Origin of the sequence: Cnuella takakiae (assembly GCF_001953305.1) — a bacterium.
Lineage (GTDB): Bacteria > Bacteroidota > Bacteroidia > Chitinophagales > Chitinophagaceae > Flavisolibacter > Flavisolibacter takakiae.
This window is the reverse complement of record NZ_MTFE01000010.1, coordinates 680,905-703,271: the sequence shown is the minus strand read 5'-3', so window position 1 is coordinate 703,271 and position 22,367 is coordinate 680,905. Positions and strand designations below refer to the sequence as shown.

19 protein-coding genes are annotated in these 22,367 nt (G+C 52.2%); 7 read left to right on the top strand and 12 right to left on the bottom strand.

All coding sequences use genetic code 11. The features are described 5' to 3' along the window. Positions 1 to 53 precede the first annotated feature (53 nt). Positions 54 to 3,314, bottom strand: a complete 3,261-nt coding sequence (locus BUE76_RS03365; protein WP_073045410.1) for a TAT-variant-translocated molybdopterin oxidoreductase — start codon at positions 3,312 to 3,314, stop codon at positions 54 to 56. Between the two features lie 83 nt (positions 3,315 to 3,397). Beyond that, the gene (locus BUE76_RS03360; protein ID WP_073045408.1) at positions 3,398 to 4,672 is read right to left on the bottom strand and encodes a c-type cytochrome; all 1,275 of its coding nucleotides are present in this window, start codon (positions 4,670 to 4,672) and stop codon (positions 3,398 to 3,400) included. Between the two features lie 353 nt (positions 4,673 to 5,025). Between BUE76_RS03360 and purN the strand changes: the two genes are divergently transcribed. The 4 genes from purN to BUE76_RS03340 all read left to right on the top strand — a co-directional run bounded on the left by purN (position 5,026) and on the right by BUE76_RS03340 (position 8,627). Further along, positions 5,026 to 5,604: a phosphoribosylglycinamide formyltransferase gene (purN, locus tag BUE76_RS03355; protein ID WP_073045406.1), complete on the top strand. Its 579-nt coding sequence runs from the start codon at positions 5,026 to 5,028 to the stop codon at positions 5,602 to 5,604. A gap of 243 nt (positions 5,605 to 5,847) precedes the next feature. Beyond that, on the top strand, positions 5,848 to 7,131 hold the full coding sequence (locus tag BUE76_RS03350) for a serine hydrolase domain-containing protein (RefSeq protein ID WP_073045404.1): 1,284 nt from the start codon (positions 5,848 to 5,850) through the stop codon (positions 7,129 to 7,131). A 113-nt stretch (positions 7,132 to 7,244) separates the two neighbouring features. Then, complete coding sequence (locus BUE76_RS03345) at positions 7,245 to 7,985, top strand: carboxypeptidase-like regulatory domain-containing protein (protein ID WP_073045402.1); 741 nt, start codon at positions 7,245 to 7,247, stop codon at positions 7,983 to 7,985. Positions 7,986 to 8,093: 108 nt separating this feature from the next. After that, on the top strand, positions 8,094 to 8,627 hold the full coding sequence (locus BUE76_RS03340; RefSeq protein ID WP_073045400.1) for a hypothetical protein: 534 nt from the start codon (positions 8,094 to 8,096) through the stop codon (positions 8,625 to 8,627). Between the two features lie 64 nt (positions 8,628 to 8,691). Here the strand turns inward: BUE76_RS03340 and BUE76_RS03335 are convergent, their stop codons facing one another. Beyond that, entirely contained in the window at positions 8,692 to 8,901 is a 210-nt protein-coding gene (locus BUE76_RS03335) for a YgaP family membrane protein (RefSeq protein WP_073045398.1), read from the bottom strand. Between the two features lie 187 nt (positions 8,902 to 9,088). On the opposite strand from BUE76_RS03335, the gene BUE76_RS03330 reads away from it, so the two are divergent. Next, positions 9,089 to 9,742 (top strand): transposase, encoded by a 654-nt coding sequence (locus tag BUE76_RS03330; RefSeq protein ID WP_073045396.1) that lies wholly within the window; start codon positions 9,089 to 9,091, stop codon positions 9,740 to 9,742. 84 nt (positions 9,743 to 9,826) lie between these two features. On the opposite strand, the gene BUE76_RS03325 is transcribed toward BUE76_RS03330, so the two are convergent. From BUE76_RS03325 to BUE76_RS03295, 7 genes are all read right to left on the bottom strand, one after another. After that, positions 9,827 to 11,815, bottom strand: coding sequence for an alpha-ketoacid dehydrogenase subunit alpha/beta (locus tag BUE76_RS03325; protein ID WP_245798392.1), 1,989 nt, complete (start codon positions 11,813 to 11,815; stop codon positions 9,827 to 9,829). Positions 11,816 to 11,971: 156 nt separating this feature from the next. Further along, a complete protein-coding gene (locus tag BUE76_RS03320) occupies positions 11,972 to 12,319 on the bottom strand; it encodes a phage holin family protein (protein ID WP_073045394.1) in 348 nt (115 codons plus the stop codon). Positions 12,320 to 12,453: 134 nt separating this feature from the next. Beyond that, positions 12,454 to 13,749 (bottom strand): M16 family metallopeptidase, encoded by a 1,296-nt coding sequence (locus BUE76_RS03315; protein ID WP_073045392.1) that lies wholly within the window; start codon positions 13,747 to 13,749, stop codon positions 12,454 to 12,456. Positions 13,750 to 13,830: 81 nt separating this feature from the next. Continuing rightward, positions 13,831 to 15,108, bottom strand: a complete 1,278-nt coding sequence (locus tag BUE76_RS03310) for a M16 family metallopeptidase (RefSeq protein ID WP_254049518.1) — start codon at positions 15,106 to 15,108, stop codon at positions 13,831 to 13,833. Positions 15,109 to 15,269: 161 nt separating this feature from the next. Then, a complete protein-coding gene (locus BUE76_RS03305) occupies positions 15,270 to 16,238 on the bottom strand; it encodes a methyltransferase domain-containing protein (RefSeq protein WP_073045389.1) in 969 nt (322 codons plus the stop codon). Between the two features lie 174 nt (positions 16,239 to 16,412). Further along, complete coding sequence (locus tag BUE76_RS03300) at positions 16,413 to 16,820, bottom strand: hypothetical protein (protein ID WP_073045387.1); 408 nt, start codon at positions 16,818 to 16,820, stop codon at positions 16,413 to 16,415. A gap of 230 nt (positions 16,821 to 17,050) precedes the next feature. After that, on the bottom strand, positions 17,051 to 18,241 hold the full coding sequence (locus tag BUE76_RS03295) for an aspartyl protease family protein (RefSeq protein ID WP_073045385.1): 1,191 nt from the start codon (positions 18,239 to 18,241) through the stop codon (positions 17,051 to 17,053). Between the two features lie 158 nt (positions 18,242 to 18,399). Between BUE76_RS03295 and mqnC the strand changes: the two genes are divergently transcribed. Together mqnC and BUE76_RS03285 are read left to right on the top strand one after the other, a co-directional pair. Continuing rightward, on the top strand, positions 18,400 to 19,524 hold the full coding sequence (gene mqnC / locus BUE76_RS03290) for a cyclic dehypoxanthinyl futalosine synthase (protein WP_073045383.1): 1,125 nt from the start codon (positions 18,400 to 18,402) through the stop codon (positions 19,522 to 19,524). Positions 19,525 to 19,664: 140 nt separating this feature from the next. Continuing rightward, positions 19,665 to 20,339, top strand: coding sequence for a hypothetical protein (locus BUE76_RS03285; RefSeq protein ID WP_073045381.1), 675 nt, complete (start codon positions 19,665 to 19,667; stop codon positions 20,337 to 20,339). Positions 20,340 to 20,424: 85 nt separating this feature from the next. On the opposite strand, the gene BUE76_RS03280 is transcribed toward BUE76_RS03285, so the two are convergent. Then, the gene (locus BUE76_RS03280; RefSeq protein ID WP_073045379.1) at positions 20,425 to 21,003 is read right to left on the bottom strand and encodes a DUF4126 domain-containing protein; all 579 of its coding nucleotides are present in this window, start codon (positions 21,001 to 21,003) and stop codon (positions 20,425 to 20,427) included. Between the two features lie 343 nt (positions 21,004 to 21,346). Beyond that, positions 21,347 to 22,309 carry a PorP/SprF family type IX secretion system membrane protein gene (locus tag BUE76_RS03275; protein ID WP_073045377.1) on the bottom strand — a complete coding sequence of 321 codons (963 nt, stop codon included), beginning with the start codon at positions 22,307 to 22,309 and terminating at the stop codon, positions 21,347 to 21,349. Between the last annotated feature and the right edge of the window lie 58 nt (positions 22,310 to 22,367).

Genomic DNA, 22,367 nt, shown 5'->3' with positions numbered 1-22,367 from the left:
GCTGCTAGCCGTTAGCTGTTTTCTTTTCTATTATCTTTTTTCCGTCCTCTTGATTAGTGCGCTTCGTGACCTGCTTTTTCTGCTTTCTGGTCGGCGTTGGCACCCGGTGTTTCACCTTGGCCCTGGTGTTCGCCACCGGCAGTTTCACGCTTCACCTGTACGATCTCTTCGGTGTTGCGGATCTTGGCCAGGTAGCTTACGTTAGGCAGGGTGTGGATCTGCTCGATTACGTAGAACAGGCGGCCGTTGTTGTTTTCACGCAGCTGTGCTACCGTGCTGGTTTCGTCGTTTACGTTTCCGAAAACGATGGCACCGGTAGGACAGGCCTGGGCACAGGCGCTCTGGATTTCGTCGCCTTTCAGCTGGCGGTTTTCCAGTTTTGCCTTCAGCTTGCCTGCCTGGGTACGCTGTACGCAGAAAGAGCATTTTTCCATTACACCACGGCTGCGCACGGTAACGTCGGGGTTGAGTACCATGCGGGTCAGCTCGTCGTTCATCTGGAATACTACGGGGTCCAGCTCGCCTACCAGTTTCTGGTCCTGGTTGTCTTTGAACGAGTCGGCGCCGGTGTAATCGGCCCAGTTGAAGCGGCGTACTTTATAAGGACAGTTGTTGGCGCAATAACGGGTACCGATGCAACGGTTGTAGGCCATCTGGTTGATACCTTCTTCGTTGTGCATGGTAGCAGCTACGGGACATACGTTTTCGCAAGGCGCGTTGTCGCAGTGCTGGCACATCATGGGCTGGAACACCACCGCTTTTACGTCATCGGGGTTGTTCTCGTCGCTCACAAAGTAGCGGTCGATACGCAGCCAGTGCATATCGTGGTAACGCAGCACTTCACTCTTACCTACCACGGGAACGTTGTTCTCGGTGTGGCAGGCTACAACGCAGGCCTGGCAACCGATACAGGAGTTCATGTCGATAGACATGCCCCACTTGGGTCCGGGCTGTACGTGGTCGCCGTAAAGGGTAGCTTCCTTGCGGTAGTCACCACTTTTGGGCGCATAGTCTTTTGCCAGCTCTTCGCGGAAAGAAGAGAACATGGTTGGATTGGCAACGAAGGTAGCCAGGGTTGTTTCCTTTACTACTTCGGTACGGCCCTCGTACGACTGGTGGATCTGCGTTTGAGCAACCTTTTCCGTGCCAAAGGTTTCGGCAGCAACGGTAACGTTGTTGGAATAGTCAACAGTGGTGCCGTTGAAACGGGCAAAGGGGAAAACATTTTTACCTACACCTTCAGAAGCTTTGCCAAATCCAGCGTTGCGGCCATAACCTACAGCTACTGCAATGGTGTTGGCGTTCATACCGGGGATTACCAGTGCGGGCAGGCTTACTTCTTTGCCGGCTACGCTGATTTTGATTACCGGCTTGTCGGGGTAATATTCGTAATCGGAAGTTTTGTATTTGATGCCCAGCTCGTCTGCCTTGGCAGTAGAGATCATGGCGTAGTTGTCCCAGGTAGCCTTGGTGATCGGATCGGGAACTTCCAGCAGCCAGGGGTTGCCCGATTGCTTACCGGAAGCCATGGCTATGTTCTGGTAAATAACAAGTTCGTCCTTCCCTGCTTTGGTGGCAGCGATGGCTGCAGCGGCAGCACCTACACCGGCTCCGTTGAAGGAAGCACCACCTACCGAAGTAACTACACGAGCAGCTACTGTGCTGTCGCTAACGGCAGCAGCGGCAATACCTGCCAGGCTGCGGGCGGCAGTACCTCCCTCCAGCACACCATCCTGCAGGGCCTTGTCCAGGGCGGGCAAACCTCCCAGGCGGCTGATCCAGAACTGGCGGAAATAAGTATCGTAATCAGTACCGTTGCCAGCCCACTTCAGCAGCGAGGTTTGGAACGGACGGGTTTTGAACAGGGGCGCAATGGTAGGCTGTTGGAAGGCGAAATAACCAGTTTTAGGTTCAAAATCACCCCAGCTTTCCAGGTAGTGGTGCATGGGCACCTGGTAGGTGGTCAGCTCGGTAGTTTCATCTGCTTTCTCGTTGAAAGAAACAGAGAACTTCACTTTTTGCAGGGCGCTCGCAAAAGCCTTTGTATCAAAGTACTCGTAGGCGGGGTTGGCACCGGCAATGAGCAGGGCACCAACCTGACCGGCATTCATTTGCGCTACCAGGTCTACCAGGTCTTTATCTACACCAGCCTTGGTGAGGTTGGGCTGGGCAAAGTTGAGGGTTGTGCCCACAGCGCCTACAGCGGCGTTGATGGCGTTTACCACCTGTTGTACGTTGGGGTCGTTGCTTCCGCATACCACCAAGGCACGGCCGTTGTGCTTTCTCAGGTCGGCGGCTACCTTGGCAATGCCTGCCTTCAGCTTTGCATCGGCAATGGCGGGAGCGCTAACGGCGCCACCTACAGCCTGCAACAGGGCCAGTGCCACAGCACCGGTTTCCGAAGGACGGTGGGTAAAGCGCTCATCGGCAGAAGCACCGGTCATACTCATGTACGACTCAAACTGGTAGTGCTTGCTCATGGTGGGGTTCTGCTCGTTGATCTTGCGGCCGAAAGAATACTTGCGGGCATTTTCAACGGGGCTTACCCAGGTACCGAGGAAGTCGGCGCCAAGGCTAACAATCACATCAGCCTTGTCGAACTCGAAGGTGGGGAGTACACGGCGACCAAACGAAGCTTCGTTGGCCAGCAGCATACCACTGTACGAAACAGCATCGTACTGAACGTGGCGGCTTCCGGGGTATTTAGCCAGGAATTCGCTGATTACCTGTTGGGTAGAAGGAGAGGCAATGGTATGGGTAAGCAGAACCACGGGGCGGCCACCCAGGCCTGCCAGTGCTTCTGTTACCTGTTTGTCCAGCTGATCGAAAGAAGGGATCTCCTGGTACTTGTCGCCCTGCTTGCGGCGGGGATGTGTGAGGCGGTAAGTGTCGTACAGGTCCAGTACGGAAGCCTGTGCGCGGGGCGAGGTACCACCCAGTGTGTACGAGCACACGGTGTTACCTTCTATTTTGATGGGGCGTGCATCGCGCACTTTGGCAACGATGGGCAGCACTTCACCATCGGTGGTAAAAGTGGTAGCATAGTAAGAAGCCACACCGGGAACGATTTCTTCGGGGCGGTTTACATAAGGAACGGCTTTGCGTACGGGCTGCTTACAGGCTGCCAGCGATGCTGCGGCAGTAGAGAAGCCCAGGTATTTCAGGAAATCACGGCGTGGTGTTTTGCTGTCGAGCAGACCTTTATCATCGATATCTCCAAAAGGCAGCTCTTCGCGGAACTCGTCTTTGTTTTGCTTTTGAAAATTCTCGTTGTCGTTCAGCTCAGCGAAACTTTGCCAATACTTATTTTCCATGTTACTCCATCCCGTGGGTACGGGACACTATTTTATTTGATAAAAATTGAGTTCGTCGTGTTGTGCTTTCTTATGGCTAAGGCTTAGTAGTGACACTTCATACACTGGGTACCACCAATGTCTTTTACAGTTACGCTGTCCATCTTACCGCTCTTCAGGTCGTTGTGGAACTTCTCGTAGATGCTGTAGAACTTGTTGCCGGTGCTGTCGCTCCTGTTGTTGAAGTTCACCTTCGACTCGCGGTGACAGTTGATACACCAGCCCATGCTCAGGTCGGCTTTCTGCTCTACCACATCCATTTCCTGGATATTGCCGTGGCAGGTTTGGCAGGCTACTTTACCGGCGTTTACGTGTTGTGCGTGGTTGAAGTATACGTGGTCGGGGAGGTTGTGAATTTTAACCCACTCGATCGGCGTTGCTTTTGCGGGGTCCCATGCCTGTCCGGCAGTGAAGCCTGCATACTTGTACAGCTTCTGGATTTCCTGGGTACCGTTGATCTCGTTGCCAGCCTGGTCGTACAGCTTGGGGCCTTTCTCGTAAGTGTTGATGGCCTTGTGACAGTTCATACAGATATTCACCGAGGGAATGGCGGCATGTTTGCTTTCCCATGCGCTGCCGTGGCAATACAAACAGTTGATCTGGTTGACGCCAGCGTGTACTTTGTGCGAGTAGAAGATCGGCTGGTCAGGTGCATATCCTTTCTGGCGGCCCATGTTGATGGCGCCCTTGCTTACAAAATAACCACCCACCACAAACAGCACCAGGGCCAGCAGGGAGATGTAAATTTTATTGCGGTAGAAAGGAACAGGATCAGGACGGAGGATGCCTTCTTTGTCGTCGGAGAGCTTTTTCAGGTTGCTGTTTACCTGCAGCAGGATGAGCGCTACCAGGGCCAGTACCAGTGAGATGATACCAAAAACCACTGCGCTCTGGCCACCGCTATCGGCAGCAGCGGCGCCACCAGCACCCGTTGTATCGGTTTTGGGAGCAGCATCGGCAGCGGCAGTTTTGTTGATATAATCTACGATGGCGTCAATGTCACCTTCAGCCAGTTGGGGGAAGGCAGGCATGATCTGGCCACCAAACTGCGCCTGCAGCTCCTTAGTATAAGGGGTAGTGGGAATGAAGGCTGCAGGGTTGTGGATCCACTTGTACAGGTTCTTGCGATCTGTCCAGGGCCCACGGGTTTCTAGACCGGCAAGCGCAGGTCCAGTCAGTTGCTTGTTGATAGCGTGACAGCTTTGGCAGTTGCCCTGAAAGAGCTGCTTTCCGTCTTGTGCTTTTATGGAAGTAAAAGAGAGAAGCGTAACAATTCCTGCCAATAGGGCCTTCTTCACTTTTTGCTTGATGAAAATCATAGATGCTGGTGATCTAAATTGTGGATAAATTCCTGAATTGGGTGCAAAAATATGACAGGAATTTTACAAAAATCCAAACGTTAGAAATTTTTTTCAACCCGCTTCCAGCTTGAGTTTCAGCGATTTTTGCCGCGTGGATTTTCTTTGTTCAACCAGCTTTGTTTGACAATTTTCAGACAATTCAACAATCGGTGAATTTGTTTAATGTCTTACCCAAAAATGGGCTTTTTTGGTCACAGAGCAAACCAAACGGTTAAAAAATTTTAACTATTTGATGCCTGGATTTGGGACCAAAATTTATCGCCGTTGGAACATTGTCTTTCTGTGTGCAGATCACTACTTAGCTTTAGCGCATGATTCAGTTGGCCGTTTTTGCTTCGGGTGCAGGTAGCAATGCCCGTAAGATTATAGAACATTTTAATACCGGAGCCTCCACCCTTGCACAAGTAAGCCTGGTTGTTTGCAACAAACCCGGCGCTGGCGTGTTGCAGGTTGCTGCCGACGCGGGCATACCTACCCTGGTTATTGAACGGGAACGCTTCCTGCGTGGCGACGGCTATGTACCTGAACTGCAGGCCAAAGGGATCAACTTCGTGGTACTTGCCGGTTTTTTGTGGAAAGTGCCTACTACCCTTATCGATGCCTATCCCCGGAAAATTGTCAATATTCACCCTGCCCTCCTGCCCAAATGGGGCGGTAAAGGCATGTACGGTGCTTTTGTGCACCAGGCAGTGGTGGCAGCGGCGGAAAAAGAAAGCGGCATCACCATACATTATGTAGACGAGCACTACGACCATGGCGATACCATCTTCCAGGCTTCCTGCCCGGTGGATGCCTCCGACACCCCTGATTCCCTTGCCCAAAAAATTCATGAACTGGAGCACGAGCACTACCCCAGGGTAATTGAGCAACTGCTTCGGGAGCAGGGATGAAGGCAGGACGACAGACCACTAGGACTACGGACGACGGTAGGTTGCGGATAAAGGAAGGAGGGTGTGTTGTATCTTAGGTGGCTTTTTTTGAGTCGTCAGTCGTCAGTCGTCAGTCGTCAATGACCATAGACCATAGACCATAGACCATAGACCATAGACCATAGACGATAGACGATAGACCATGGTCCATGGTCCATGGTCCATCGTCCATTGCCTCTAAAACTCTTCCAAACCAAACACAATATGAAACATCTGCTTTCCATCCTGCTTCTTGCCTGCGGCATTGCACAGGCGCAGCCTGCCCTGAAAACCTCGGTGCTGTTGCAGCCTGCCACCCAAACCACCGGCGTATCGGCGGCAAGGCTGGCCCGTATTGATGCCCTGCTGCAGGAGTACGTGGACAAAGGCTGGATACCCGGCGCCACCGCCATTGTGGCCAAAGATGGCAAGATCATTTACCACAAAGCCATTGGCTACAGCGATGTTGCCAAAGGTACACCCCTCACCAAAGACGCTATTTTCCGCATTGCCTCGCAAACCAAGGCCATCACCTCGGTGGGTATCATGATGCTGTGGGAAGAAGGCAAGCTGCTGCTCGACGATCCTGTATCCAAGTACATCCCGGAGTTCAGGAGCCCCAAAGTGCTGGCTTCCTTTAATAAGGCCGATACCTCTTATACTACGAGCCCGGCAAAATCGGAGATCACCCTACGGCAGTTGCTGAGTCATAGTTCGGGTATTGGCTATGCCGGTATCGGCTCGCCCGAGATGAACGCCATTTATGCCAAAGCAGGCGTTATCAGTGGCATTGGCGCACCGCAGGGTGTGGTTTTGGGTGATAAAATGAAAATATTGGGTACCCTGCCCCTGCAGCACCAGCCTGGTGAAAAGTTCACCTATGGCCTCAACACCGATGTACTGGGTTATGTAATTGAAGTGATCAGCGGTATGCCCCTCGACCGCTATTTCCAGCAGCGCATCTTTACCCCGCTGGGCATGAAGGATACTTATTTCTACCTGCCCCAAAGCAAGTACAGCCGCCTGGTGCCCCTGCACACAGAAGACAGGGACAAGAAACTGGCGGTGACCGATGCCACTGCTTCCCGTGGCGTAAACCCCAACTACCCCGCTGCCCCGGGCACTTATTTCTCCGGCGGCGCTGGTCTTTCGTCCACGGCCTACGACTATGCCTTATTTATGCAGATGCTGCTGAACGGCGGCACCTATAACGGCGTTCGGCTGCTGGCACCCGCCACCGTGCGGCTGATGACCACCAACCAGATCGGCGCCATCGAACGCGGCTGGGGACATAAGTTTGGCCTCGGCTTCGAACTGGTAACCCCCCAAAGCAAGGCCTACACTGCACTATCCGAGGGCAGTTTTTCCTGGGGCGGCTATTTCTCCTCGCAGTACTGGATAGACCCCGAGAAGAAAATCGTCGGCCAGCTCTTTATCAACCTGCTGCCCAACAGCCACGGCGAAATACATGATAAGTTTAAAAATATGGTGTATGCGGCGTTGGAATAGTTAAGTGTTTGGGGTTAGGAGTTTGGGGTTGTAACCCTTAACCCCAAACTCCTAACCCCAAACCCGGTTGCTTTTACCATACCATTCACTTATTCTTTCGTTATTTGCCCGGCATGAGGCTGTTGCACGTACCTGTATTGATCAAACCGTTGTTGCTTGTGGTGGCCTGCCTGCTGGGTAGTGCTGCGCTGGCGCAATACCGGATACAGGGCACGGTGTTCGACTCTTCCCGGTCGGTGCCACTGGAAGCGGTGAGTGTGATCAGCACCAGTGGTGCAGGTACCGTTACCGATGCCAATGGCCGCTACAATATTGCCGTTGGCGAAAAAGATTCCATCTGGTTTTCTTACCTGGGCAAGCCCACCATGAAGTTCCCGGTGCTGGGCATCAATGATATCAATCAGTTCAACATTGCCCTGCAGGTGCGGGTGACGGTGATGCGGGACCTGCGCATCAGGCCCCGCAACTACCGCGAGGATTCGCTCCAGAACCGGGAAGATTATGCCAAGGCGTTCAACTTCCAGCGGCCCAACCTGGGCACCATGACATCTATCGGTCCTACCGGTGCCGGTATCGATATCAACGAACTGATCCGCGTCTTTCAGTTCCGCAAGAACAAAAGCATGGAGCGATTCCAGGCCCGCCTGTTGCTGCAGGAGCAGGATAAATACATAGACTACCGTTTCAATAAAGCCCTGGTCCGCCGCCTGACCAACCTGACCGGTGAAGACCTCGATGCCTTTATGAAAGCCCACCGGCCTACCTACGAGTTTACCGTTTACAGCAACGATTACGACTTCCAGGCGTATATCAAGGAAGCTCACCGGATGTGGAGCAGAAGTAAGGGGTTTTGAGTTTTTTGTTTTTAGTTTTTGGTTTATCGTTGCATTGATCAAATAAGCCTTTGTAGGTAAAGGTTTGATCCAACTGAAAACAAAAACCAAAAACAACAAACATTCACCATGCTCACCCTAGGCATCGGCACCCGTCTCCAGCATACCCAATACGGCCCCGGCGTAATTGTAGGCATTCGCTACGCCACTTACCTGATCTCCTTTATCCATCATGGCATTAAGGAAGTGGATAAAACCGACGACCAGCTGGAAGAGATCATTCCCGAAAATGTAACGGAAGAAATAGAGACCCACTCCGAAGTGGAGCGCTCCCTGCTCAAAATACTGCGCCAGTGGAATGGCTTTGGCGAAGTAGTGCCCCTGGGCGAACGCTGGCAGGGCGGTACCCTCCTGCTGCAGCCTGCCGACAAAGGCCTGAAGCCAAAGGAACTGCCCATTGAAGACTTCTTTCACAAAATCGTGATGCTCCGCGACCGCCTGCGGGTGCTGGAGCAACAGGTAAACGCCCATAAGACGCTGAGCGATGAGGATAAGGTGAACCTCCAACAATACATAACCCGTTGCTATGGCTCGCTAACCACCTTTAATGTGCTGTTTAAAAACAAGGAGCAGTGGTTTGTGGGGGATAAGGGAAGTAATTAAACCTATAAGGTTATTAAAACCTTGTAGGTTTCCAAAAAAACACCTACCAGGTTCCAAAAACCTGTTAGGTGTTTTTATAACCACAGGTATTGATACCAAAAGGCGCATACAAGGGGCAATATCCAACCAGGCTAGTCAGCGCAAATACACCGGCAACCACCAGCAATACAATTCCCAGGGTTCCGGTAATAACATTACCAAAGTACAAGCCCACAATTATTGTGGCAATTACAACACGAAGGATGCGGTCGGTAGCGCCCATGTTCTTTTTCATGGTAAAAGGTTTAGGAGTGATGCTACTAAACTAATGTTTGAACAGGAACATTTCCGGTGACTTTGATCACCCGGTGGGCTTTTGTATTTTGGAATACACCGCCCAAGTTTGAGCCACACCTCACAGGTTTTAAAAACCTGTCAGGTGTTTACCTAAAGCCTGCCGCAAAAAACCAAAACCACCTACCATGCACCAGGAAACACTCGAACCCCTTGTTCCCAATTGCTACTACCATATCTATAACAGGGGCAACAACAGAGAAAATATCTTTATTGAACCCCGCAACTATGATTACTTCTTACAACTTTGGGCAAGGTATGTTAGTCCCATTGCCGATACTTATGCGTATGCGTTGATGCGCAATCACTTCCATTTCTTGGTAAAGATGAAGCAGCCCAACCCGCCAGACTTTTACTTTTCAGACAAGCACCCTGTTGTATCCATACCTAACAGGTCTCCAAGACCTGTTAGGTGTATCCTCTCCCAACAATTTGCCAATTGCTTCAATGCTTATGCTAAAAGCATCAATAAAGCGTATAACCGCACCGGCAGCTTGTTTCAGGAACGTTTCCGGCGGAAATGTGTTGATAGAGGAATAATGTTACAGGAGTTGGTCTTTTACATTCATGGCAATCCACAAAAGCATGGCTTTGTAAATGATTATAAAAAGTACGAACACACTTCTTTTCACAGCATGTTGCGGGATGTACCTACCAAGTTGACGCGACAGGAAGTTTTAGAATGGTTTGGCGGACGAGATAATTTTTTGCACTACCATGAGCAATACCGAGATACAGTATTAGAACGACAGGCTTTTCTGGAACATGAAAATGATGATTGATTATAGGGAGGACTACACCTAACAGGCCTTAAGCCACACCTAACAGGTTTTAAAAACCTGTTAGGTGTCTCGCTGATTTCGGAGTTAATACCCCAATAACCTATCCACCACCTCCCCCAGCCTGCTTTTGGCGAGAAAGTTCTGCTCCAGCTCCGTATGAAAAGGCACCGGCGTATCCAGCGAAGCACAACGCATCACCGGTGCGTCCAGCCACTCGAAGCAGTGTTCGGCAATCCAGGCGGCCAGCTCGCCGCCAATACCACCCACAAGTGTGTCCTCGTGTAGCAATAGTACCTTTCCGGTACGCTGCACCGAAGCTTGGATGGCATCATAATCCAGAGGCAGCAGGCTGCGCAGATCAAGAATATCCAGGTCGATCTCGGGGTGTTCGGCGGCAAAGGCTTCGGCCCAATGCACACCAGCGCCGTAAGTGATGATGGACAGTTCCTCCCCCACCTTTACCTGCCGGGCCTTGCCGATTTCCACTTCATAATAAGCTTCGGGTACCGGGCCGCTGATGCTGCGATAAAGGGCTTTGTGTTCAAAATAAATAACGGGGTTGGGATCGTTGATGGCGGCAATCAGTAAGCCCTTGGCATCTTCGGGTGTGGAGGGGTATACCACTTTAAGCCCGGGAGTGTGCACAAACCAGGCTTCATTGCTCTGGCTGTGAAAAGGCCCTGCACCCACACCACCGCCCGTAGGCATCCTGATGACGACATCGGCGTTCTGGCCCCAGCGGTAATGAATTTTGGCCAGGTTGTTTACAATCTGGTTGAAGCCCACCGATACAAAATCGGCGAACTGCATTTCCACCATGCTCTTGTACCCTTCCAGGCTCAGGCCCAGTGCGGCACCAATGATCGCACTTTCACACAGGGGCGTGTTGCGCACCCTTTCTTTGCCATATTGCTGTACAAAGCCTTCAGTGATTTTGAAGGCACCGCCATATGCGGCAATATCCTGCCCCATCAGCACCAGGTTGGTGTGCCAGTCCATGCTTTGCCGCAAAGCTTCCGAGATGGCATCGATAAAACGCAAGGACCGCGCAGCAGTATCCTGCACCTGCCGCAACGGGTATTTCACGGTATGCGGCGCATATACATCGGCAAGCTCCTTTTCGCTGCTTACCTGTACCGGCTCCGACTGAAAGCCCATGGCCAGTTCCGCTTCTATTTGTTGCTGCTGGCTTTGCCTGATATGTGCTGTTTCATCGGCACCCATCACCCCTTCCTGCAGCAGCCATGTTTCATAGTTTTTGATCGGGTCTTTTTCGGCCCATGTTTCAAACAACTCCTTGGGTACATACTTGGTACCACTGGCTTCTTCATGCCCCCGCATCCGGAAGGTCATACATTCCACCAGGTAAGGCTTCTGGTGCTGGAGGCAATAATCGCGTACACCCTTGATGGTATCGTATACCGTTAAAATGTCGTTGCCATCGATGGTAACGCTTTCCATGCCATAACCTTTCCCCCTGTCTGCAAGCTGTGTGCAGCGGTATTGTTCATTAACCGGCGTGCTCAAACCGTAGCCATTGTTTTCAATAATAAAAATTACCGGCAGGTCCCATACGGCAGCTACGTTGAGGGCTTCATGAAAGTCGCCTTCCGATGTACCGCCATCGCCGGTAAAAGCAAGGGCCACCTTTCCTGCACCTTTTAGTTTGGCTGCCAATGCTGCGCCGTTTGCAAGCGTCAATTGCGGACCCAGGTGCGAGATCATCCCGCACACATGGTGATCGGCACTGCCAAAATGAAAACTGCGCTCCCGCCCCTTGCTGTAACCATCCTGCGCACCCTGCCACTGTTTGAACAGTTGATGCAAAGGCATACCGCGGCCCGTGAACACACCCAGGTTGCGGTGTAGCGGAAAGATCCATTCCTCCTGCTGCAGGGCAGCCGTAGCGCCTACCGAAATAGCCTCCTGCCCAATGCCGCTGAACCACTTGGAAATGCGCCCCTGCCGCAACAGTACCAGCATCTTCTCTTCTATCAGCCGGGGCCACAACAAGCGCCGGTACAAGTCTTTTAGTGTTTCGTTGGACAAACCTTTGCGTTGGTACTCCATCATAACCGCTACAAATTAAAAAGTCAAAAAAGCGCTGTTGCAACAGGCCGCCTTTTTGACTCCATCCATTATACTTTGTATTTGAAAACCACAGAACCGAATCACTTACTTGAAGCTTGCAGCTTTTCCCGTTTATCCAATCAGGTTAGCCTTTTTATATCAGGCTTCACTCCTTTTGGCCAGCCCGTGAAAAACGGAGTTCACCACCGATACGATCAGGCTAAACAACAAGGCCGCCAGCCAGCCATCCACCTGGAAGCCCGATACCAGGCTGGCCGTCCACTTGATGATCAGGATATTGATCACCAGCAGGAACAGGCCAAGGGTAACCAAGGTAACCGGGATGGTGAGCATAATCAGAATGGGCTTTACAAAAGTGTTGAGCAGGGCCAGCACCAGCGCCACAATGATTGCCGTGGGCACACTGGAAATGCTGACACCCGGAAGTAAATACGCAGCCACCAGGGCAGCTGCGGCAGTAGCAAGGATGTTGAAGATAAAACCCATGGTTGATTTGCTAATGAGCTAAATTGATAATGTGCTAAAGCTTAACCCAGCATCTTTGTTTATGCGCTAAAGTAGCTGCTATTGCACTAAGAACGGCTTAGCACATTAGCTCATTGGCTAATTAGCTAATTACCCTACACTACCACCAGTTCGTAAAACAACTCCGGCTGCAGGTACCTGTTGGCCAGGGCCTGCAGTTCCTCTGCCGATACGTTCTTGATGGTATTGATCTGGTCGTAGAAGAACTGGCCTTCCAGGTTGTTGAGAATGATATTCTTCCAGCGGCCGATGATATGGAACGGGCCATCCAGGTCGCCCAGTATGGAACCCATCATATAGTTCTGCACCAACAGCAGTTCCTCGGCGCCCACCGGCTCCTTGCGCAGGCGCTCCATTTCGTTGTACACTTCCTGCACCGTAGCCTCGCTCACATCGCGGCCGGCCTCGGTGGAAATCACCCAGGCACTTTGCTGGATATGATTTTGCAGGTAGCTGTAGATGCCATAGGTATAACCCTTGTCTTCGCGGATATTGCTCATCAGGCGCGAACCAAAGAAACCGCCAAAAAGGTTGTTGAGCACCTGCACCTTCATGAAGTCGGGGTGGTGCCTGTTGGGGAAGGGCTGCGCGATGCGGATGGCACCCTGTACGCCGCTGGCATCATTGGTAACGCGGTACTTCTTTTCTGCGGCAGGCAGGGCCAGGATGGGGGACACTTCAACGGGCCTGGTCTTCAGGTCGCCAAAGCTTTTGTTGAGCAGCTCAAAAGTGTTGGCCGGCAGCTTGCCTGCAACAAAAATCACCAGCCTTCCTTCCTGGTAGTACTCTTTATAAAACTGGAGGATCTCTTCGCGGGTGAGTGCGTCAAAGTCTTCACTCTTCGCATACTTACCATAAGGATGCTCCTCACCATAGAGGTATACATCAATGAGGCGGTTGGCAACAAAGTCGCCCTTCTTCAGGTTTACCCGCAACCTTTGCTGCATGTTCTGGCGGTAGGTGTCCAGCTCTTCCTGCGGAAACACGGAATCCGTGATCAGCTCCTTTACCACGGGCAACAGGTGCTCCAGGTGCTTCGACAGGGTGTGCATCGAAACGCTTGCCGTTTCATTATAACAGGTGCGGTTGAGATAAGCACCATAGTATTCAAAATGCTCGTTGATCTCGAAAGCCGTTTTGGTGCTGGTGCCGTTCTTCAGCAGGAAGTTGGCAGAGGCAGCCACGAGGTTTTTCTGCTCAAACCAGTTGCCTGCATAAAACACCCACTCGATCTGCATCACTTCTTCAGCGCCTGCATCTACGGCATACACTTCAATACCGTTGTCGAGGGTAAACTTTTCATAAGACTTCAGGTGCAGGTCAAACTCAACAGCATCCTTGATGCGCGGAGGCTGTGTGCGGTTGAGCGTTTGCGGATGTATCTTTTCCATGGAGTTGGGCTATTGAGGCAAAAATCAAAAGTCAAGTGACCTTGCCCATTTCGAGCGTTTTTGAATATTGCCTTTTGACTTTTAGTTTTTTGATAAATACCACAGCGTGCTGCAGTTGCTTTCTTTAAAAATATCGTTGGCCAGTTGGTGAATGTCCTGCGCCGATACTTTCTGGTAGCGCTGCAGTTCGGTATTCATCATGGTGGCATCGCCCAGCAGTTCGTAAAACGCAAGACTGTTGGCGCGGTTCATCACGCTCATGTCTTCAAAAGCAATCATGCTCTCGGTTTTGTTCTTCACTTTCTGCAGTTCTGTTTCGCTGATGATCTCGGCTTTCAGTTTTTCCAGTTCGGCATCGATGGCTTTTTCCGCATCGGCGATGTTCACGCCTTTTACCAGCTTGCCTTCAATGGTGAGCAGACCCGCATCGATGGTGCCGTGGTGATAACACTCGATATTGGAAAAAAGCTTCTGCTCTTTTACCAGGGCCTGGTACAGCCTGGATGAGCCGCCGCCACCCAAGATTTCGGTAATGAGGTCGGTGCCATAATAACGGTCATCCGTACGCGAAAAGATATGCCAGCATTTGTATAAAGCATCCAGCGGCACGGGTGCGTTCACTTCCAGTTTGCGGGGCGCCGATTGTGCGGGCTCCTGCGGCAGGTTGCGCACATAGGGCTCACCCGCCTCGATAGGACCAAACCATTTTTCCGCCAGTTCCTTCACCTTTTCTGTAGTAACATTACCTGCCACCACCAATATGGCATTGTTGGGCCGGTAGTGTTTGAAGAAGAAATTCTTTACATCCTGCAGCTGCGCATTTTCAATATGCGACAACTCTTTACCAATGGTCATCCAGCGGTAAGGATGCGTGGTATAGGCCAGCTCGCGCATCTTCAGCCACACGTCGCCATAGGGTTTGTTGAGGTAGTGCTCCTTGAACTCCTCGCACACCACCTTGCGTTGCACATCCAGGCTTTTATCGGTAAAGGCCAGCGACAGCATGCGGTCGCTTTCCAGCCAAAAGGCCGTCTCAATGTTGTCGGCGGGCAGCTGTATATAGTAGTTGGTAACGTCGTTGGAGGTATAGGCATTGTTCTCGCCTCCGGCCATCTGCAGGGGCTCGTCGTATTCGGGGATGTTGATGGAGCCGCCAAACATCAGGTGCTCAAAGAGGTGCGCAAAGCCCGTTTGCGCAGGGTTTTCGTCCCGGGCACCCACATCGTACATCACGTTCACCACCGCCATGGGCGTGGAAGTATCCTGGTGCACCAGCACCCGCAGGCCGTTAGCCAGCACAAATCGGTCAAACTGAACCACGTTGGTAAAAATTTTATTGTTTGGAATAATTCGATGCACAACCCCTTGCAGGTTGTTTTGATAACGACAGCTGCAATCAGATCAGGGAACCACGGAGACAGGGAGGACACAGAGTAGCACGGTTCTCCTTGTGCCATGTTCCGTATTCATCCCCATAACGCCCTTATCTATACAAATCTAAATGTAGACCGTCTGAGATACTAATTTACATTTCCCCGCAACCCCTTGTACGATGCCAGCAATTCTTTATCGGAAAGTACATAACCCGGCTCTTTGCGGCCCATAAAAAAATAGCCACATGCCGAGTCGAGCGATCCCCGCGTCCGGCCAATCAGCAGGTCGAGGTATTTAACCCAAAAAAAGAGGAAGGGCGCCGAATAGCTGAGCACCTTGTCCATCTTCTTGTTGCGGGCAAAACTGGTGACCACATATTTCAAGGCCCATGCCAATGCGGAGCCCGCCCCCGAAACAATACCGCTTTCCACCTGTACAAAATGGCGGAACAGCCTTCGGTGGCCCAGGTGGGTAAAGCGGTGAAAATCGTAACGGCCGCCGTGCACCTGCTGCATAAAGGGCGTTTCGGCGTATACCATTCCACCCGTCTTCAGCACCCGGTGCATTTCGGCTACACAGACAAAGGGGTCGAGCACATGCTCCAGCACGGCCTGCGCCACCACCAGGTCGAAGGTTTCGTCCCGGAAAGGTATCTGGTGCGAGTCAAAGATCATTTTGGTATTGGGCCCGTACGATACATCGGCTTCCACCAACAGCGCATCGGCGGGCAGGTTTTGTTTTAGCTCGCCGATGCCATAGCCATCGATGCTGCCGCCAATTACCAGTATGCGCAACCCCTTGCGGGAAGCCAGCTCGCGGGCCAAAAAACGGTAGTTCCTTGCCGCGCTCAGGTTGGTGCTCACATCAGGCTGAACCTTTTGCAGCACCTGCATCAGCCGGCTTTTGTAGGTACGGAAATAAATATCCTGCTCCCGGGCAAAATCCTGCTGGCTGAAAATTTCATTGTCTTCGCTGATGAGCACCGGGATGCCGCCCTGAATGGGGTACATGCCCTGGCAGGCTTCGTTCTGGCACACATACCGCTGGCCCTGCGCCTCCAAAGGCGATTTACAGGAAGGACAGGCTAGCAGTTCCGTATAAGTGGGTTGGAGCATCCAAAAAATTATTTGCACCCCTGGCTTTACAGCCGGCAGCGGCCTTTTCCACTGAGGTGGCCGCAAAGATAGCCGAACAGCATCGAACCAAATGAACGGCGGTAAAGGAGGTTTATTCCAGATTTTCACTGGCTCGTGCGGCCACAATTCAAGGCCGCTGTCGTGGGGCGAATCTTACAGCTTGTTTTTTGATGTGGCTTTGTTGTAAAGAATTATACCGGCTATACAAATCAACCAAAACAGCGAAAAGGCCATTAAACCTTTTAAGTTCCATTGAAGATCTTCCGGGTCGAAGCGCCCATGTATCCGGCGGCGATAGAATCTATTAGAGTAGGCCTGCCCGAATTCTATTGCCATACCGAACAGGTAAAGCCCAATAAAGATCAGCACATGCCTGACAAGGTTTGTCCGTGCAAATAAAACATTCAAAAAAGCAGCCGCCAGAAAGTAAAAGGTTGCGTGCAATTCTTTATCAATGTGCCGGAAACCCGATGGCAGCTTTATCATAAAACCAATAATGACCACTACAAACCATACAAAAACAACAAGGATTCGCTGACCGCCTGAAAGACCAGTTTTCATAAGATCACGTTGATACGAAAGCAATATTCACTGCTAAGGTGTTTTCCGGAAAAAATTGAAGGATTAAGCTGGCTTAAAAGCCAGCGTAGTGTGGGTAAAATCTAAAAGTTCCGCTTTTCACCTGGGCTGTGGCGCAAGCCCAAGGCTGCTGCCCTGTTTTCGCCTCACTAACCCTACTCCCTTGCAGGCGCCCAACGCCAACGCCAAACTCTAAAACCCCCAACCTTCCCCTACCGCTTCATGATGTTTTCTACCTTAAACTCAAACTCCTTCAGCTCGCCGCCGCGCAGCACGATGATCTTGATCTTTTCGCGGCTGTTCTGCAGTTCGTTTTTGAATGCCTGCAGGTTTTGGGTAAACTTCTTGTTGATGGCCACAACCACGTCTTCTTCCTTCAGCCCCGCCCTTTCGGCAGGCGAGCCGCGGGCCACATCGCCCAGCAAAATCTTGCCGTCGAGGTAGTAGAGTTCCAGGCCGGTATAGGTATAATCGAAAATATCGTTGTAATGCGTATTGGGCGTAAGGTAAAAATCGCGCTTTTCGTAGTTCATGATGAGGTTGAACCTGCGCAGGAGGTCATTGCCCAAAATACCCCCCAGGTAAGGATAGGAAGTGATATTGAACTCGTCCTCAAAAACATAGATGGGTACATTGCGAAACTTGTACGGCCCGATCTTCACTTCTTTCAGCACCGTCATTTTCATATCCACCTTACCGCCCAGGCCCTCCACCTGTTTGACATACATTTTGCGTTTGCCGCTCAGCACGGCACTGTCGCGTACAAAATCGGTGCTTAGCATCAGGTTGAGGCCGGCGCCGATGTCAAACAAAAAGCGGCTGGTCAGGTCGCGCTCTTCCCTTACCCGCATAAAGGTTACCGGCTGGCTGGCAATGATGGGCCGCAGCATAAAGCCTCCCCGCGGGTACCGGATATTGCCACGGCTCCAGAACTCCACATAAGAAGAATCGTAGTTGATCTTGACGATGTACCGGCTCAGCACCGAGTATCCGATAATGCCATCGATGCGGAGACCGTACACAGAGGTGAGCAGTTCGTAATCGTTGACGTGGAAGTTAAGGCTGTCGATGGTAAGGCCGGGGAAATGCAGTTTTTGGTTGTATAAAAAACTCACCTGCCGGATGCCCGCAATACCCCGGATGGTGCGGTCCGACGGGGTAGGCTCCAGTCCCAGGTACCGCGAGGTACTGCTGTCGAGCGAGATGCCGCCGCTGCCCGTATCCAGGATAAAGTTGAGCGTATCAGGGAAACTGGCAAAACGTGCCTGCATGATGATGACGCCGCCGGTAAGCAGCTCCATGGGCACACGGGTAAGATACCGGGAAGGCTGGATGAACTCTTCCTGGGCCAGCGTGTTTACAGCATGCAGCAAGCAAAGAAGGGCAAGCAAAAGGGTGCGCATGGATTAGGTTAAGAGTTAGGAGTTTGGGGTTTGGGGTTGGTTTAATCCCAAACCCCAAACTCCTAACCCCAAACTATTTTCTTAAAGTTAACCCCCAATTCGCTCTGTTTCTGCTCCTTCGTAAAAGGGAAAGCCCGGTAACCTAAATTTGCAGTTCTATGGATTTATCCGCATTGTATGCCAAAGCCCTGGACTTTGGTTTTCTGAGTGTTGAAGAAGGCATGCACCTCTTCCACCACGCACCGCTTACCGACCTGATGATGATTGCCGACGAGCTGCGCAAAAAGCAGGTACCCCATGGCAAGGTTACCTGGCAGATCGACCGCAATGTGAACACCACCAACGTGTGCGTGGCCAACTGTAAGTTTTGCAATTTCTACCGCATACCCGGCCATGCCGAGGCATATATCACCGATATGCCTACCTACCGCCGCAAGATCGAGGAAACCATCCGTTATGGTGGCGACCAGTTGCTGCTGCAGGGCGGCCACCACCCCGAGCTGGGCCTCCAGTTTTATGTAGACACCTTCAGGGCCATCAAAGCCGAGTTCCCCGATATCCGCCTCCACGCCCTCGGGCCACCCGAAGTGGCCCATATCTGTAAGCTGGAAAAGGCCAGCCACCACGAGGTGCTGAAAGCCCTCAAGGAAGCGGGTATGGACTCGCTGCCCGGTGCCGGCGCCGAGATATTGGTGGACCGCGTACGCCGCCTCATCTCCAAAGGCAAGTGCGGCGCCGACGAATGGCTGGCCATCATGCACGAAGCACACAAACTGGATATCACCACATCGGCTACCATGATGTTTGGCCACGTGGAAACCATACAGGAGCGCTTCGAGCACCTGGTGCGCATCCGCGAGGTGCAGGCCAAAAAGCCGGAGCAGGCCAAGGGTTTCCTGGCTTTTATTGCCTGGACCTTCCAGGATGTGGACACCCTGCTTACCCGCATCCGTGGCGTGCAGAACCTCACCACACCCGAAGAGTATATCCGCATGGTGGCCATCAGCCGTATCATGCTACCCAACGTAAAGAACATACAGGCCAGCTGGCTTACCGTGGGCAAACAAACCGCACAAACCTGCCTCCATGCCGGCGCTAACGATTTTGGCTCCATCATGATCGAAGAAAACGTGGTGAGTGCCGCCGGTGCTCCCCACCGCTTTACCAGCCGCACCATCCAGGATGCCATCCGCGAGGCAGGCTTCGAGCCCCAGCTCCGCAACCAGCAGTACGGCTGGCGCGAGCTGCCCGAGGCTATTGTGGAGCAGGTGGTGGACTATTAGGAATCAGACCATGGACGATGGACCATGGACGGTGGAAAGAAGGCAACTATTCTTACTATGGTCCATGGTCTATCGTCCATCATCTTTATTCCCCCTGTGGTTTTGGTTTTTTTCCGAACTTGAAACCAAACCCGCTAACCATGAAGCCCCTCCTCCTCTCCTTTTACCTGCTGATGGCCTGTTCCGCCTTTTCCCAACAGCAGGAGTTGCGCTATACACCCCGGCCTCTTGCCATGGGCTCGCTGCCGCCGGTGGAGGTCACCGATGATGTACAAAAGCTGTTTATTAAACAACAGTGGTCGCCGGGCGTGGTGACGCTCAAAACCAGCGGTCAGCAAAGACAACTGCCCTTGCTTTTTGACGTGTACAACAACCAGCTTTTCTACCAGCAGAACGGGCAGGTGATGGAGTTCCTCGATCCTGTGCAGCAGTTTTCCATGGGCATCATCAAAAAAGACGATAGCATACAGGTAGTATACCGCAGCGGCTACCCGCCGGTACAGCGCAACGATGAAGCTACTTTTTACGAATTGCTGGCCGATGGGCCTGTACAGCTGCTACGCTGCAAGGCTAAATCCATTTACCTGGCCAAAGAAGATATCCCGGAAGAGGAACGCGGTTATAAAAAGGAAATGCTGTATGCCAGTCTGCCGGATGGTAAAATAATACCAGTTAAAAAAGACAAAGACTACCTGGTTAAACAAATGCCAGCACAGGCTGCAGCCATCAGCCAGCTTACAGAAAAGCACAAGCTCAAACTGAAGAACGAAGCAGCCTTGGTGCAGCTGTTCCGGTTGCTGAATCAGGAGCATTGAGGACAGACCATGGTCCATTGACGATAGACTATGGAAAGTAGGCAGCTTTTCCTACCATGGTCCATCGTCCATTATCCATGGGCTATCATCCATTTCCCATCCTCCTCGCCGTCCGCACCAGTTTTCCCAACACCCACACCACCAGCACCAATAAGATCAGCGCCAGCACCACCGGTATGATAAAACTGAAAATGGCGCCCCCTATTGCGGCGGCATTCTCGGTAGTGGCCACCACCGGGTTGCCCACGGTGGCAGTTGCTTTGGAAGAGATCAGCCGCAGCAGGCCTGTACCCAACTGAATGGTGCCGGCTGCACCACCACCCGCCACCAGGGCCGTGCCCCAGCGCAGCAAGGGCTCCGCTTCGGTGAGCGGCAATAAAGAAGAAGCCAGTACCGTACCTGCTCCCACCGAAAGTGGCGTTGCAATGGTATCGAGCAGGTTGTCTACCAGGGGAATATAGTAAGCCGCTATTTCCAGTACGGCTGCCAGCCCAAAAGCAATCAGGGCGGGCAGGGATGCCATCCAATCCATATCGGTGGGCAGGTCTACCACACCCAGCCTGCCGGCAAGCGAGGCCGCCAGCACCGGGATGAACACCCGGAAGCCGCAACAGGCACTCAGGGCAATACCCATGGCGGTAGCGGTAAGTACTTCTGTAGTCATTGGGATTGCAAGTTTAGATGGCAATATGCAATTGGCTAGCCTAAGATCAGGGGTATGTTTCACAGATGGCACAGATAAACACGGATGGGTACTTGGTTTTGTACCAAAGCATTCCTTTGTGCCCTCTGCTGCTCCGCGCCATTTGCATGAAACCCACCGCAAAATCGCGGTAGCGCTACACAGTCCTACCCATCTCAATTGGCTTGCACCTAAGTTCAAAATACCGGCAACCAGCAACCATGCAGTTAGTACAAAATGTCCAAGAAATCATCCGTGCCATCTGTGAGCACCAACAAAAAAGCCCCCGCAACTGCGAGGGCTGACCATTTATTTGTGAATAACATTAAAACCGGTGCTTGATACCCAGTTCCATGCTGGTGCGGCGCATACCCATTTTATGGATACCGCCCACATTGATATCATAGTTAAACCCAAAGGTGGTTTTCTCCAATCGAAACTCGAAGTTGGGGATGATGGCATCCTGGTAGCGGTAACCCAGGCCAAAACCCAGTCCACGGTCGAAGCCAAAGCGGTTGAACTCGTAGTTGTACTGCAGGTTGGCCAGGTGTTCATAGGCTTCGGCTTTCCAGTTGAGGGCGGTGTGCACCCCGATGCGCTGGTCGCCGTCAATCTGGCGTACATAACCCAGCTGTGCGCTATAGGTGCGGGGCAGGTTATAACCGGCGCCCTTGCTGTTGCTGGCCTGCGGCTCGTTGAGGTGCCGCATCGATGCACCGGCATACCACTGTACCGCTTCGCTTTTGTGAAACACACTCAGGCCGGCATTCAGGCTGATATAATGCACTTCTGCGGAGCCGTAAGGATCGGCGGTGGCGCGGTTGGGCACCAGGCGGTAATTATCGTACTGGTCGGGCAGGGTAGCCGAACCCATATTGGTGCTGTTCTGGAAAAAAGCACCCTGGAAACCCGCAGCCACATAAGTGTTGCGGGCGGCATTTACGGGTAGCGAGTAGCTGACACCGGCCATACCACTGAAGTTTTGCAACACGCGGCTATTGCTTTTATCAATGCTCACGCCCCCGGTGAGGCTCAGGTAACCGTTGTTGGCATCATGGGCATCCTTGCGCAGCAGGGGCACATCCACAAGGCCGGTGGCGGTGCGGAAGGCAATGATGCCCTGGTAATCCAGCGTGCGATAGTTGAGGGCGCCGGTAGCCTGGCGATCCGTTTGCAGGGCCTGGTTGTACCAGGTGCGCATTTCCTGGATGCGGCTGTAGTGCAGGTCCTGGGCCTGGGCAAGGGCACCGGTGGCAAGACCTAAAGCAATGAGGAGCAGTTTTTTCATGACAAAAGATGCAAGGAGGTTTTTCCGGATTGGTGGTTATATGATCCCTGCTCCTGCA

What these genes read in the sequence shown, in the direction of transcription:
- BUE76_RS03365 (WP_073045410.1), bottom strand. Translation starts at nt 3,314, where the DNA reads ATGGAAAATAAGTATTGGCAAAGTTTCGCTGAGCTGAACGACAACGAG.
- BUE76_RS03360 (WP_073045408.1), bottom strand. Translation starts at nt 4,672, where the DNA reads ATGATTTTCATCAAGCAAAAAGTGAAGAAGGCCCTATTGGCAGGAATT.
- purN (WP_073045406.1), top strand. Translation starts at nt 5,026, where the DNA reads ATGATTCAGTTGGCCGTTTTTGCTTCGGGTGCAGGTAGCAATGCCCGT.
- BUE76_RS03350 (WP_073045404.1), top strand. Translation starts at nt 5,848, where the DNA reads ATGAAACATCTGCTTTCCATCCTGCTTCTTGCCTGCGGCATTGCACAG.
- BUE76_RS03345 (WP_073045402.1), top strand. Translation starts at nt 7,245, where the DNA reads ATGAGGCTGTTGCACGTACCTGTATTGATCAAACCGTTGTTGCTTGTG.
- BUE76_RS03340 (WP_073045400.1), top strand. Translation starts at nt 8,094, where the DNA reads ATGCTCACCCTAGGCATCGGCACCCGTCTCCAGCATACCCAATACGGC.
- BUE76_RS03335 (WP_073045398.1), bottom strand. Translation starts at nt 8,901, where the DNA reads ATGAAAAAGAACATGGGCGCTACCGACCGCATCCTTCGTGTTGTAATT.
- BUE76_RS03330 (WP_073045396.1), top strand. Translation starts at nt 9,089, where the DNA reads ATGCACCAGGAAACACTCGAACCCCTTGTTCCCAATTGCTACTACCAT.
- BUE76_RS03325 (WP_245798392.1), bottom strand. Translation starts at nt 11,815, where the DNA reads ATGATGGAGTACCAACGCAAAGGTTTGTCCAACGAAACACTAAAAGAC.
- BUE76_RS03320 (WP_073045394.1), bottom strand. Translation starts at nt 12,319, where the DNA reads ATGGGTTTTATCTTCAACATCCTTGCTACTGCCGCAGCTGCCCTGGTG.
- BUE76_RS03315 (WP_073045392.1), bottom strand. Translation starts at nt 13,749, where the DNA reads ATGGAAAAGATACATCCGCAAACGCTCAACCGCACACAGCCTCCGCGC.
- BUE76_RS03305 (WP_073045389.1), bottom strand. Translation starts at nt 16,238, where the DNA reads ATGCTCCAACCCACTTATACGGAACTGCTAGCCTGTCCTTCCTGTAAA.
- BUE76_RS03300 (WP_073045387.1), bottom strand. Translation starts at nt 16,820, where the DNA reads ATGAAAACTGGTCTTTCAGGCGGTCAGCGAATCCTTGTTGTTTTTGTA.
- BUE76_RS03295 (WP_073045385.1), bottom strand. Translation starts at nt 18,241, where the DNA reads ATGCGCACCCTTTTGCTTGCCCTTCTTTGCTTGCTGCATGCTGTAAAC.
- mqnC (WP_073045383.1), top strand. Translation starts at nt 18,400, where the DNA reads ATGGATTTATCCGCATTGTATGCCAAAGCCCTGGACTTTGGTTTTCTG.
- BUE76_RS03285 (WP_073045381.1), top strand. Translation starts at nt 19,665, where the DNA reads ATGAAGCCCCTCCTCCTCTCCTTTTACCTGCTGATGGCCTGTTCCGCC.
- BUE76_RS03280 (WP_073045379.1), bottom strand. Translation starts at nt 21,003, where the DNA reads ATGACTACAGAAGTACTTACCGCTACCGCCATGGGTATTGCCCTGAGT.
- BUE76_RS03275 (WP_073045377.1), bottom strand. Translation starts at nt 22,309, where the DNA reads ATGAAAAAACTGCTCCTCATTGCTTTAGGTCTTGCCACCGGTGCCCTT.